The organism is Paenibacillus sp. VT-400 (genome assembly GCF_001029205.1).
Lineage (GTDB): Bacteria > Bacillota > Bacilli > Paenibacillales > Paenibacillaceae > Paenibacillus > Paenibacillus amylolyticus.
On sequence record NZ_LELF01000047.1, the window covers coordinates 701,524 to 716,566 of the forward strand.

5 protein-coding genes are annotated in these 15,043 nt (G+C 45.9%); 1 reads left to right on the forward strand and 4 read right to left on the reverse strand.

Annotated elements, in window-relative coordinates:
- Positions 1–332: 332 nt before the first annotated feature.
- From EL84_RS05420 to EL84_RS05430, 3 genes are all read right to left on the reverse strand, one after another.
- The gene (locus EL84_RS05420) at positions 333–4,514 is read right to left on the reverse strand and encodes an S-layer homology domain-containing protein (RefSeq protein WP_161799408.1); all 4,182 of its coding nucleotides are present in this window, start codon (positions 4,512–4,514) and stop codon (positions 333–335) included.
- Between the two features lie 272 nt (positions 4,515–4,786).
- Positions 4,787–8,578: an S-layer homology domain-containing protein gene (locus EL84_RS05425; protein WP_047840980.1), complete on the reverse strand. Its 3,792-nt coding sequence runs from the start codon at positions 8,576–8,578 to the stop codon at positions 4,787–4,789.
- Between the two features lie 177 nt (positions 8,579–8,755).
- Positions 8,756–9,892: a response regulator gene (locus EL84_RS05430; protein ID WP_047840981.1), complete on the reverse strand. Its 1,137-nt coding sequence runs from the start codon at positions 9,890–9,892 to the stop codon at positions 8,756–8,758.
- 135 nt (positions 9,893–10,027) lie between these two features.
- Here EL84_RS05430 and EL84_RS05435 point away from each other — a divergent pair, with 135 nt between their 5' ends.
- Positions 10,028–13,159 (forward strand): ATP-binding protein, encoded by a 3,132-nt coding sequence (locus EL84_RS05435; RefSeq protein ID WP_082218863.1) that lies wholly within the window; start codon positions 10,028–10,030, stop codon positions 13,157–13,159.
- Between the two features lie 233 nt (positions 13,160–13,392).
- On the opposite strand, the gene EL84_RS05440 is transcribed toward EL84_RS05435, so the two are convergent.
- Positions 13,393–14,898, reverse strand: coding sequence for a malate:quinone oxidoreductase (locus EL84_RS05440; RefSeq protein WP_047840983.1), 1,506 nt, complete (start codon positions 14,896–14,898; stop codon positions 13,393–13,395).
- Positions 14,899–15,043: the final 145 nt, after the last annotated feature.

Consider the following 15,043-nt stretch of genomic DNA (forward strand, 5'->3'; position numbering starts at 1 on the left):
GAGTCCAGGAAAGCCACATCCCTATATAACGTGGAAGGTTAGGGTTAGAAGGAAGGAATGTGATAGCCTGGACGCCTCCTCTCTGAAATAAAATCTTCAGGAGAGCTGCGACCCTATGATCTCCAATGATTGTAGAAGGAAGGATCGCAATAGCCTGAAGGCCAGCGGTTCGAAGTTTGTCACCCGAACCTCTGGTGAACCCATCATCTCAGATTCCACGATCTGCCAACAGGGCGAAAGTATTACGACATGGATTTAAGAATTTAATAAAAATAGAAAAAAGCCTTTGCCGACCCCCAATGTCAGCAAAGGCTTTTCATTTTAGATTGTGTTTATTGATCAATCAAGTTTGTTACTTTCAACATTCTTGCAATCAATGCAGTAACCTCGGCACGAGTCATCGTGGTCTTTGGACTCAGCACCTCCGGCCCATTACCTTGGATGATTCCGGCTGCAATCAACTGGGCTACATCTTCTTTCGCCCAATTCGATACATCCGCTGCATCACTGTAACGTTCCAGTTCAGAGTTCATCTGATCCGGGCTAATTGCCGCTTCCGGTTCAATCAGACGGTAGGCACGAGCAACCATAGCAAATCCTTGCTCACGTGTGATCTCCTGATTACCATAGAAGTTCCCATTATCGTAACCGCGAACGACACCGAATTCATTCGCAAGGGCTACCGCGGAGCGGAACCATGCGGATTCGTTAACGTCAGGGAATAGATTCTGTGGTGCATCCTGACGCATTAAGCCCAGTCCAAGCACAACAATCTCGGCAAACTCAGAACGGGTAACCTGACGGTTCGGTGAGAATGTGTTATCTCCGTTACCTTTCAGATCTAATCTCGCAGCTATGTTGTTCACATCAGTTTTTCCCCAATGGGATCTGGCATCTTCAAAATCCTGCGGGTTCCAGATGACCGAATAGCTTCCGCTGCTACGCAAGTCATTAATGAGCGCGTAGTAACGACTATCGATCTTCGTGACAACCGTTGGTACATGGAAAATGCTACCGTCCGAATTAATGATCACGCCTGTAGTAATCCGGTTCGGGTCGATGCCTTCCGGAAGCGCAATATACTTCGGTGCATAACCGTTCAGTTGCCCGGATCGAACCGTTTGTCCATCTTTCGTAAAGGTGAGATCCAGATCAACCGGTGTGACAAGTAGCTCGTATCCTTGGGATGCGGCTTTTGTCTCGGCACTGTCAATCAAAGTATCCGAGGAACGTGCGATATCAACATGGACATCAATATCATTCAACGCTGCATTACCAAGCTGTCTGGACACACCATTCACGTCCATTTTACCGCCAGGTACCGGATAGATTGCCAGCGGATTGCTAATGTTTAGTTTGGAACCTTGATCCAATATTTGTTTCAGTGTTTCGAGGGTTAAACCGTCCACCTTCATATGCCCATCATTTGGTGAATGAATGGCGAACTGCTGTCCTGTACCTTGTGACATGGCAACATTCAGCTTGGCTGGATCAACTTGAACCAATGTTTCTTTGTTGTCAGATGGTTTGGATGTAGCAAATGGTTGATGGCTACCATCCCGTGTTGTTTCCAAATTATCCTTCACGGGTGCCGGAGTTGGCGTTGGTACTGGCGCAGGGGCAGGTGTGCTTCCACCGTTACCTCCCGTATTTCCACCGCCGCCATTGTTGCCTCCACCATTGTTACCATTGTCACTGGATGCTCTGGTGATAACCGTAGTGTACTCCGTCTGCAAACCATTCGTATCTGTAACTCTAATGACAATTGTGTTTGAACCTACCTTAAGAGCAAGATCATCACTACCATTACCACTGTTTACTTCCTTCCAGATTCCATCATGCAAAATCTCAATTTTGTCTGCAGAATCAGGAGCAGTCGGGTAAATACGTAGATTATACACATCATTGGTTACCGTTGCTGCGTAGTTGAATTGGTTTGGATCAAATGCTTGGTTCAACGCAATATTTTTCCCAAAGGAATCGGTCAGACTGAGCTGTGTCAGTGCTTCTTTTACAATAGTAAATGTTTTCGTTTTCGTAACGGAACGTCCTCCGTCCACTGCTGTTAGCTCAACGGTATAAGTGCCGGGTGCCAGATCTTCAGCCAGATGATAGGACCAGTTTGGGTCCCCAGCATTCCAGATCAAACTTCCTGCAACATCAACTACATTTCCATCCGCATCTTTCAACACTGCACTCAGCGTATCTGTATCCGTATGGACCGTACCCGAGACTGCTGGTTTCTTATCTGAAGTACTCCCTGCTGGTTCAGTAATCTTCAGCGCGCTCGCGAATGGGTCTTCCAAATCGAATTGGAAATCATGAACCAATGTCCCTTTTGCTCCGCCTTTTAGATAGCCAGATGTTCCATTGTAAGCAACGTTAACCTTCTCATCACTTGATAATTTAACCGATTCGGGCAAGGTCAAAATCAATTTTGTAGGATCAGATCCATCGATGACAGCTCCGACAACTTCTACGGTTTGCCCACCTATCGTAACTGTAAATGCACTACTTAGATCCACTTCAGAAACTACTTCGATACTTTTATCAAAATGAATGGATATCGTGCCTTCGCCCTCGATGAAGCTGCCGCTGTCCGCTTTGGGTTGATTCTTGACCAATCCATCGATTGCGTTATCCAATACACTTAACAGGTCATTTACCTGAGTCTGTGTTACCGAAGGATTGCTCAAAAGTGTCTGTGCCTCTTGGACCTTGGTTTGCAATGCATTCCATGAATCAGTCGTGTAATCACCATTCGATAAAGCTAAGGCTTCTTTCACTTTTTTCGCTAATGGCATTATATTGACTGCATGAATAGCCTGATCGAATTCATCAACCTTGAGTCCGGTTAACGCGTCTCTCAACGTGCCGCTACCGTCATAGTTAATTATAATTTCTTCTCCCGATTCAAGCTGAGCTTCCGTCAGAGGGATGGAAATCGTAGATCCATTAGCTATAAATTGACTCAGATCATCATACACGGTACCTCCAATTGTGACGGTGAAGCCCTTCAAATCATCCGATTTCACGTCACGATTGAAGGTTAGATTCAAAGTTCCATCGTCATTGACTTGCGATGTTAGCAAGTGAGCATCTTTAGGTTCCGGATAAGCAGCTGCAAACGTGAAGTAAGAACCGTCCGCAAAGTTGGAACTGTTTAATGTAACCTTTCCATCCGTTACTGGATAAAAGGTATCATTGTTGTCAAAAGAGTCATCTTGGCTAAGAATAATGTAGCTTGGTTTTAAGCCTTCAGCATCATCCACTTGAAGTGTGATATCTTGATCATTCCAGTTTGTTTTGTCCACCTGATACAAACGATCCATGATCTTTACACGAAAGCCATCTTTCACGATGGGTGCACTTACATAAGATACGGTATCGTTCGCGCTCTTGTCTGCAAACATAAAGAAGGAGTTGTTATCCATCGTATTCTCATTGTCGACATTATCTGAATGAATCGTATCTCCAAGAGCAATGGCTACATTTGAGCCGACTCCTTGTGACTTGGATTGTTTCTGGTTCTGGGCACCTAAGTCATCACGGCCAATCCCGGTAATGCGATTCTTGTAATCTGCCTGGTTCGACGAATTCCAGAAAACAGTACCTTCTTCTCCGTTCCAATCACTGGAAACATAGTTGTCTGCCAGAGTGATTCCGTATTTTAACCCCAAGTAACTGTACACTTTAGTTCTTTCAACGTCCTGTAACTCGCGATTATATAATATCGTTTCCGATATTAGTCCATTAAACCTTCGATTATGCCCTGCTCCGAAGTAGTAACCCGTAGCACTCGTGGCACTATTAAAGCTCGCTGTTCCTGCAGTTGTTTTATCGATTAACTTCGCATGATTTAAATACATCCCAAAGTAATCCTCAGTGCGAAGTACATTGAAAATATCTGCTTGCCCTAACTGATACGGGTTACCTGCATTATTTCGAATCAATTCGTCGTTCCCTGCATTGCCAAATGAAGATCTGATCACACTTGTACTGTACGTGTCGGTGCTTCCTTGGCCGCCAAAATGCCATGGGAAACCATTCGCAGCAGCTCCTTGAATGGAAAATGCCTCACGAGCGACATCCGTTGTATGGAAAGGCGCCCTGACATAGTATCCTTTGTTACCATCAATTAATATACCGCTGTTAAAGTTAATGGCGCCTGTAACTAAGGTATTAGGATTTACGATACTCCATACATTATCATGTTCTACATTGGGGTCCAGATCTACCAGATCGGTCAAAGAAGTAATTTTACTGCCGTCAGCTGCCAGATTCATACTTCGCTCAACATCAATCCATGATATGAGTCCGTCGCTTACACCACCCGGATATCCCCCTGCGGTAATCGCGGTACTGTTGGATCCAGGATTTTCAGTATCTGCATGAGCTTCTATGGCTGGAAACAAAATTGGTGTAGGCAATATACTCGCAACCATCACCAAAGAAAGCACCCTTGACCATACTCTTGTCATTTTGCTGTTGTGCAAATTCTTGTTGTTCTTCAAACACTTGTCACACCTTTCGATTATATCTAATTTTGTAAATTCTCTTCTCATAATCCCTTTCAGGATGTCTGATTTACTAGATTGTGTTAATTTTGAAATACCTCACCGCTTATTCTACACGGAGCCTCTTACCAAACTCTTACCAAGGTTGATAGTGAATACTAACGGTAGAAGAAAACAAATAGAGTTCAGTAACTCCAACGTCAGTCCAAAAAGTAAAAAGCCTTTGCCGACCCCCAATGTCAGCAAAGGCTTTTCATTTTAGATTGTGTTTATTGATCAATCAAGTTGGTTACTTTCAACATTCTTGCAATCAATGCAGTGACCTCGGCACGAGTCATCGTGGTCTTTGGACTCAGCACCTCCGGCCCATTACCTTGAATGATTCCGGCTGCAATCAACTGGGCTACATCTTCTTTCGCCCAATTCGATACATCCACTGCATCACTGTAACGTTCCAGTTCAGCGTTCATCTGATCCGGGCTAATTGCCGCTTCCGGATCAATCAGACGGTAGGCACGAGCAACCATAGCAAATCCTTGCTCACGTGTGATCTCCTGATTACCGTTGAAGTTCCCATTATCGTAACCGCGAACGATACCGAATTCATTTGCAAGGGCTACCGCAGAGCGGAACCATGCGGAATCGTTAACGTCAGGGAATAGATTCTGTGGTGCATCCTGACGCATTAAGCCCAGTCCAAGCACAACAATCTCGGCAAACTCAGAACGGGTAACCTGACGGTTTGGTGAGAATGTGTTATCTCCGTTACCCTGCAAATCCAGTCTTGCAGCGATGTTGTTCACATCAGTTTTGCCCCAGTGGGATCTGGCATCTTCAAAATCCTGCGGGTTCCAGATAACCGAGTAACTTCCGCTGCTGCGCAAGTCATTAATAAGTGCGTAGTAACGGCTATCGACTTTGGTAACAACCGTTGGTACATGGAAGATGCTACCGTCCGGGTTGATGATCACGCCTGTAGTAATCCGGTTCGGATCGATACCTTCCGGAAGGGCAATATACTTCGGTGCATAACCGTTCAACTGGCCGGATCGCACGGTCTGTCCATCTTTCGTAAACGTCAGATCCAGATCAACCGGTGTGACAAGTAGCTCGTATCCTTGGGATGCGGCTCTTGTCTCGGCACTGTCAATCAAAGCATCCGAGGAACGTGCGATATCAACATGGACATCAATATCATTCAACGCTGCATTACCAAGCTGTCTGGACACACCGTTCAAGTCCATTTTACCGCCAGGTACCGGATAGATTGCCAGCGGATTGCTAATGTTTAGTTTGGAACCTTGATCCACTAATTGTTTCAGAGTTTCGAGGGTCAACCCGTCCACCTTCATATGCCCATCATTTGGTGAATGAATGGCGAACTGCTGTCCTGTACCTTGTGACATGGCAACATTCAGCTTGGCTGGATCAACTTGAACCAACGTTTCTTTGTTATTAGATGGTTTGGATGTAGCAAATGGTTGATGGCTACCATCCCGAGTTGTTTCCAAATTATCCTTCACAGGTGCCGGAGTTGGTACTGGCGCAGGTGTAGGTGCTGGTGTGCTTCCACCGTTACCTCCCGTATTTCCACCGCCGCCATTGTTGCCTCCACCATTGTTACCATTGTCACTGGATGCTCTAGTCACGTTGATTTTATACGCCGTAACATTTCCAAGTGAATCGGTTACTCTAACAACGATCTTATTCCCACCGACTTGAAGCGGTAGATTCTCACTAACAGTGCCACTTGAAACCTCGTTCCATTCTCCATCTCCAACAGCTATTTCAATCTTCGCAAGTGGATCAAGTGCCGTTGGCTTTAACTGAAATTGATATACGCTATTCGGAACAGAGATGGTGTACGTGTCTTTAGCCGGATCAAAGGCCGGGGACAAGCTTCCCACGGAAGGGACCAGTGTTTGCAACGTAGATTCATCTGTACCAATTACTTTGGTAAGTCCCGTTCTAGCGTTAGTCAGATCCTGAAGTGCCTTGTCTACCTGCGCTTGATTCGCTGTCAAATCATTCAACACTCGCTCTGCTTCATTCATCGCAACTTTGAGTGCTTCCCAACTCGCTGGTGTGTACGCTGACTCTTCCAGGCTTTCACCTGTAATTTCAATTACTTTCGTTTGCAAAGCTGATTTATCTACATCTGGTACAGATGTTGTAGGGATTAGTCCCGTTCTTGCATCTGTCAGATCCAAAAGCGCCTTGTCTACCTGCGCTTGAGTCGCTGTCAGATCATTCAACACTCGCTCTGCTTCATTCATCGCATTATCCAGTGCTGTCCAGCTCGCTGGTGTATACTCCTCTTCGTCCAGTTCGCCTGATTCGATCTTATCTTTAATCTCATCGGCTTTGGCTTTCAACTTCGCCTTATCAATAACAACATAACTTTTCGAATTCGACTCTTCTGAATCAGAATAGGCTGGATTGTTCGTCTTCGCTGTTACTGTCACTTTGTGGGTACCAACTTCTAGCGATGGTACCAATTGCGACAGGTTAAGCGCCGTTCCGGTTACTTCCTCCGTCCGCTTCGTGCCGTCTTCCAGTTCAATCGTTACTTCATATTTATCTGCATGCGCAACTGCTTCCCATGTCAACTCATCGTCGGTCAGTGTAACGTCTGGTACCGCTAAAGGACTGGCAGCAGTTGCAATAGTAAAGTACGAGTTCGGACCAAAACTAGATGTATTAAGGGTTACTTGGCCGTTCTCAATTAAATGTAATGAGTTTGGATTACCAAATTTAGCATCATCGCTGATCACAACATACCGAGGCAACGCCGGGTTACCTCCCGTTTCGTCTACCTGAAGTGTAATCTGTGATTCAGTCCAGTTTGCTTTCTGTACCTTGAAGACACGCTCCATCCCAAGCAGTTTTTTCCCATCTTTCGTAATTGGTGTTTTGAATTCAGTACTTGCTCCATTGTCACCAAACGTAAAGAAAGAAGAATCCTTTAAGAATTCATTTTTATTTGCAGAATTGGTATCCTCAACACTGTTGCCCAATGCAATCGTCAACGTAGATCCCAGTTCCTGCGCTTTGGCTTGTTTCTGCATCAATCCGCTCTGATCATCTCGACCGATGCTTGTAATGCGATGGGTATAGACTGCGTTCTCCTGGGCATCCCAGATCGTAGCCATGTTTGAATCGACATATGAATTTGCTGTCGTCTGATCCATCGTGTAGCCATATTTGATCGCCAGATATGTGCTGACTTTTTGGCGTTCTGCGTCCGTCAGAGCATGGTCAAATACGATGATTTCTTCAATCGTACCCTGCCAATGTTCAATGCCTGTTGTTGCTGGGATCAGCTTACCGACTACTGCTCCGCCAGAGTTACCAGTATCCCATAGCTTCACATTATCTTTTCCCCAGTCATTTAGTTGCTGTACCTGCTTCATTTTACTGTACAATCTAGCTATGTTAGATTCAGTTTCCCCGCCTGTCCAAGTCACAAATTGCTCGTTCGGGAATGTCGTGCCCAAGAATCCTTCAGGGGTGTATAATGTTTGGTTCCTGTCACTGTTAAATGTGGTCAAGCCACCTCTTGTATTATTCTGAAGCATCCCCATACCCGTATAAGCACCCGTTTGTACTCCCCATGAAATAATATAATTGAGGCCTCCCGTTTTATTGGTTTTGCTAACGGTAATGATCGATCTGGAGCTCTTCCCTTGAGGAAGCTTACTTACATCCAGATTCATAAAACTACTCGTGCCGTTATATTCCAATACCGGATTGAAATTGATATTATGATTTTTATCATCCCAATAGGTCGGTTGATTCGCTTCCGTACTTTGGGTTGCGTTGTTTATTTTACTGCCTTGATCTTCCCAGATATTCACCTTTTCGCCGCTGGCAACTCCGTTTACCCGCTCTGGTCGTAGCCATAGTGAAGGGGATCCAACTCCGCCCGGACCAACAGGAGTCTGGTTAGTCGCATCCGCTTGAGCCAAACTCATGGGCAACGTTCCAATCGCCAGAATAAAGGAAAGAACCAGCATGGACATTCTTTGCCATGGTTTCTTCCGGATTTTTGCTGTGTACATGGTTTCCTCCTACTTAATATGTTATTTTTGGACTGCTTACTGACTCAAAACATCATATCTACCCTCATCGTGCTTATTCTACACAAAGCCTCTTACCAAACTCTTACCAAACCTTTCACTAGCAAATACAACAAAAAACAGCCTTGCAAATGAAGCTGCAAGGCTGTATATTTCCAATTAACTATTCGAATTTTTCCATTGTTGGTACCATAACTCAACTTCTAGGCCAGGACGTATACCTGCCTCTTGTTCTAAAGCGATAACCAACTGATTATATTGAGCGACCACAGGATCTTTATTGCCTAATCGATCGTAGGTCTTCATTAAGGCCAGTCCGACTTCCTCCAATGATGGTTCGAATTCCTGTACCCGGTAATATAACGTGAGTGCTTCCGTATTCTGCCCTAGATCAATGTAATATTGTGCGAGTTGCATGGCATGGTTACGCCAGAGTGCATGCAATCGCTGGCGCTCCAACTCAGCCCATACATAATCGTCCTCCCCATAATATTTGCCTTCATATTGATCTGAGGTCTGCCGATGTTCAGTTATTGTAGACGAAGATAATAGAGGTAATCGGGTAAGACGACTCTCCCATTCTTCCGCATCAATCCTGAATTCACCCGTTTCCAATAGATAACCAAACTGTTGATAGCGAATGGACATCTTATCCTCACCCATGAGTTCGTTCATCATGCTACGTAAGCGATGGATCCCACTGTGCAGATTGGATATACCTCTCCGCTCATCCAACTCTGGCCACAACAATTCAAGTAGTGTATCCCGCTTAATCGGTTTGTTCCGATGGTGGAGCAAATAAGCAAATAACTCTCTAATCTTGGTTGTTCTGAATTTCATATGTTTTGGCGGCTCATTGGGGTGCACTTGGACTTGGAGCATCCCCAGACAACGGATCAACATGGATGGCCCTTCTGCTACATTCAGACTTGCTGACACCGTTCGGCGTTGATACATCTTCATCGTTTTTTCCAAACGGTCACGCGTTACAGGCTTCATAATATAATCCAGCACTTCAAGCCCATAGGCCGTCAGTGCATGTTCGTTATATGCGGTTGTGAAAATAACTTCTGTTCCAGGAGAAACCTCATGGATACGTTCAGTCGCCTCGATCCCGTTCATCCCCGGCATTTGAACGTCCATGAAGACGATTTCCGGCAGATGAATTTCGATCTGATCTATGGCTTCCTGTGCCGTCAGAAAAGAGCCGATAACTTCGCAATCCTCTCTCTCTTGCAACAGTTTGTTCAACCTGCTCAGAGCGAGATATTCATCATCTACCAAAATCACTCTCATATGCACAACTCCTCTGGCTCACTGATCACCCTTTAATCTATAATTTTACCATAAATTCTGACGTGGGACCGCTATCATTTAAATATAGAATCTATGTTCCGGTATTCAAAAAAATGTTCATCTTTGGCAGAGGGCATGCAGGAATTTGAAGTAAACTGTCGAAAACTAAAGTCTGCCATGAAACCAATAACCTATAAAAAGATACCCCGATATGTAGTGCTGTCGATTCTATTCCTGACTATTTTGCTTGGCTTTCGCTGGATATGGTCCGAGACTTTCACTATACCCGCACATCCTGAACCCATTGAAGGCGTGTTGGACCTTCGAGGCTGGGACCTCGCCAACACTTCACCCATATCCCTGGACGGAGAATGGGAGTTTTATCCCCAAGCGTTAATCTCTAATCGTGACGCGAAAATAGCGGATAACCCATCCACACCGATTCAAGTTCCCGGTGACTGGCGTGATGCATTACCACAATCCTCATCGTCGTTTGGATATGGGACATACCATCTTCGCATACTTTTAGATCCATCTGTGGAGGAAGTCTCTCTCTGGGCTCAGAAAATCCAGACATCATCGATTATCGAGATGAACGGCACCATTGTTGCCGAATTCGGCCAACCTGCCACTCATGCCAAAGCCTATCGACCAGAAAGGACTGCATTTACAACTTCCTATGTGCTTGACGGTTCTACCGAACTCAATCTTTTGGTGCAGACAGCCAATTTTGACGATCCTTATAGCGGAGGGATCACACGCTCTCTCTATTTTGGTTCTCCAGAAGCCATTGGAAGTGAACGAGGACTATCCATTGACTTGCAAAAGATTACATTCGCTATACTGCTTTTGCACAGCCTATACGCTTTTGTCATGTTTCTATTTATCCGAAAGGAACGAGCTCTTCTGACGTTCTCGATGCTAACGCTGGTAGCTGCCCTAACGGTCGCTTCCGACCATGACAATCTGTTATTGAGTTGGATTCCACTCAACTTCACTTGGATCGTTAAGGCCAAAGCGTTGTCCTATCCGTTGTTCGCATTCTTTCTTTTACAAATGGCTAAAAGCTTCTCCCATAATCTACAATGGCGTAAACTGTTCCGTATCTATGCCAGCGTGCTTGGCGTTTACTGTTTATTTTTGCTCGTCGCACCAGTGACCCTGATCTATCATGTACTTGAGATTGGGCTCTCTGATTTCCTTTATCTGTTTGCCATCGGCTGGTCTGTGTACCTATTCTTCCGAATGGCAGCCGAGAAACGAAGGGACGCAAGCTTTTTGCTCTTTGCGGCTACTAGCAGCCTATCAAGCGTGTTATGGGGAATTGTGAACTCACATAGCGAAATTACCAACGTGTATTATCCGATCGATGTGATTGCGGCCATGTTTGGCTTCTCCGCCTATTGGTTCAGAAAATACTTCCGCAATTCAAGTGAGATCGAGAAGTTGTACGAACAGCTCAAAGAAGAGGATCGCCAGAAGGATCAGTTTCTTGTGAATACGGCTCATGAATTGCGTACACCGCTGCACGGGATCATCAATATCGCCGAGAGCATCGCGGTTCGTGAACGGCGTAAATCAGGTGGGCAGCAGGCAGAAGACATGAAGCTGTTAGTTACCATCGGCCGACGCATGTCCCAACTGGTGGATGACCTCCTTGATGTCATTCGTTTGAAGGAAAAACGTGTTACGCTTCAGAAGAAACCTTTATCTCTTGCATCGGTCATTCCAGGCGTGATCGGTATGTTCCGATTCATGGCAGAGGGCAAGCCCATCCATATGCAGGTGGATATTCCAGAATCACTGCCGTTGATTCAAGCCGATGAGAGAAGACTTGTTCAGGTGCTCTACAACCTGTTGCATAATGCGCTCAAATTTACCGATGAGGGTACCATTACCGTGTCCGTTCGGGAACATGGAGAGTACGTCTTGATTCAAGTTTCAGATACAGGTGTTGGTATGAGTGAGGAGATACAACAGCGAATATTCGAGGCGTATGAACAAGGGACCCCAGAGGCTCGTTTAAGCGGAGGAATCGGCCTCGGTCTCAATATCAGCAGGCAGCTCACCGAACTCCATGGCGGCCAACTCACCGTGCAATCCGTACCTGGGCAAGGATCGACCTTCCAGATCTCGCTTCCACGGGAAGACACCGCATCGTTACCGGACCAGACTGAGCAGCAATGGGACGCTCACAGCTTCGATGAAATTGCGATTGCAGAGCCGCAGCAGCAGACCGTCTCTCAAGATAAGACTGCCGCAAGAATTCTTGCCGTCGATGATGATCCTGTAAACCTGCGAGTACTGATCTCCATGCTTGCGAATGAACCATATCACATTCAACCAGCAGCTTCCGCACTTGAAGCACTAGAGTTGCTGGATAAGGAGCCTTGGGACTTACTGATTGCCGATGTCATGATGCCTCATATGTCCGGTTATGAACTGACCGAGAATGTACGCAAGCGTTATTCGGTATCCGAGCTTCCCATCCTGTTGCTGACGGCCCGTAACGAGCCAGCGGATGTATACGCCGGATTCATGGCCGGTGCTACGGACTATGTCACCAAGCCCGTGGATGCCGTTGAATTAAGACATCGCATCGGGTCTCTGATCGTACTGAAACAATCTATTGATGAGCGACTGCGCATGGAGGCTGCTTACTTACAAGCACAGATTCAGCCCCATTTTCTTTTCAATACGCTCAATTCAATCATGGTTCTTAGTGAGATGGACACGGAGCGAATGCAGAAACTGGGCGATGCTTTTATCGAGTACCTTCAGACCAGCTTTCATTTTGTCAATTCGGAGAAAATGGTTGAGGTCACTCATGAGTTGGATCTATCCCGCGCCTATCTCTATATTGAGAAAGAACGATTCATGAATCGGTTGAACGTCATCTGGGATATTCCCGATGATCTTGATCTATCCCTGCCGCCACTCACCATTCAACCGCTCATTGAGAATGCTGTTCGACATGGTATTCTCAGCAAAGTGGAGGGTGGAACCGTGCATATCCGAATCATCAACCAAACAGCGTCCACCTTGATTGAGATCGAGGATGACGGTGTGGGGATGCAGCCCGAGCAGATCGAACGGGCACTAGCGTGGCCCAAGAAAGGTCCAGGCGGAACTGGAGGCATTGGATTAACCAATACACATCGCCGGTTGACCCAGATGTACGGACAAGGTTTGACCATCGTCAGCTCGCCGGGCCAAGGTACGAAAGTTTCCTTTGTCATCCCTTTGGACCGCAGCATGAGAGCCTGAGCGATAAGATCGTTCTATGACTCTGCAGCAGCATATTGTACGATCCATATCCGTATGCTTTGTGTAAGGTCTACGGGGAACGCGAGGATAGCGGACATGTTCAAGCCCAGGCTCGAGTTCAAGTTTAGGTTCTGACATACCAAATAAACCAAAAGAGAGCTAAGCACGGGTTTCGACCCGGCTTAGCTCTCTTTTCTATGACTTCATTATGATCTAACACGATAAACTATACGTTATACGTGCAGGACATGTTTTTCATCCGATAACCCCAGCGCTTTGGCTGTTGAAGAATGAACCTCTTTGAGAAGATCCAAGTTCTCCACAAGTGAGATGCCATAGGAAGGAATCATTTCCTTGATCTTTGGCTCCCATGCCTCCATATGCTGCGGGAAACACCGCTGAAGAATCTCAAGCATGACCTGAACTGCGGTGGATGCACCTGGTGATGCACCTAGCAAAGCCGCAATTGTTCCATCTGCCGACGTGACCACTTCCGTACCAAATTGGAGCGTTCCCTTGCCCCCTTGGACGGTATCCTTGATTACCTGCACACGCTGGCCCGCCAGAACCATATCCCAATCCTCGCTCTTCGCACCCGGAACAAAGTCACGCAATTCTGCCATACGTTGTTCTTTGGATAACATCAGTTGCTGGATCAGATATTTGGTCAAAGAAATTTCTTTGACACCTGCTGCGAGCATCGTAAGCAGATTATGCATCTTAACCGACGTAATTAAGTCGGCATTGGAACCCGTCTTCAGGAATTTCGGCGAGAACCCGGCAAACGGTCCGAATAATAGCGACTTCTTATTGTCGATAAATCGGGTGTCTAGATGCGGAACGGACATAGGCGGAGCTCCTACCGAAGCCTTGCCATATACTTTGGCATGATGCTGTTCCACGACTTTTGGATTTTTGCACACCATAAAGATCCCACTGACCGGGAATCCGCCGATATGTTTACCTTCCGGAATGCCCGTCTTCTGGAGCAAATGTAGACTTCCACCGCCCGCGCCGATAAAGACGAATTTTGCCTTATGGCGTTCGACTGCACCGCTCTTCAGATTTTTCACGGATAATTCCCATTGTCCATCGCTGGTGCGTTTCATATTCTTCACGCTATGTTGGTAGTGGACGCCCACTTGTTGTTCCTTCAAATGTTTGATCAGCATACGCGTTAAAGCACCAAAGTTAACGTCCGTACCGGAGTCAATTTTGGTCGCTGCAACAGGTTCATTACTGGTACGATCTTTCATCATCAGCGGCATCCATTTCGCCAGCTCTTTCTTGTCATCCGAGAATTCCATGCCTGCGAACAACGGGTGATTCGACAAGGAGTCATAACGTCTTTTCAAAAACTGGACATTGCTCTCTCCATGTACATAACTCAAATGAGGAATCGGCATAATGAAGTCCCGCGGATTACGAATCAGACGGCTATTGACGAGATAGGACCAAAATTGCTTTGAGATCTGAAATTGTTCATTCACTTTAATCGCTTTGCTAATATCTACGGTTCCGTCTGGTCGTTCAACGGTATAGTTAAGTTCGCACAATGCAGCATGCCCGGTTCCGGCATTATTCCATTCGTTGGAGCTTTCCTCTCCTGCAGTGGCTAGCTTTTCGAAAACCTTAATATTCCAGTCTGGTGCCAATTCTTTTAGCAAAGTTCCCAAAGTTGCACTCATAATTCCGGCACCAATCAAGATAACATCTGTACTCGTTTGTCCCTGGCTCATGTCTACCGTCCTTATATCCTATATTTGCCAAAAGGATGTAAGCGTTATCGATTTGGCATTTGCAGCAAGCCCATTCTTGAACGGGATCGCACCTTCTCTGAATGATTATAACCTTGATCTAGTGTATCAATAATATAGAGCAATT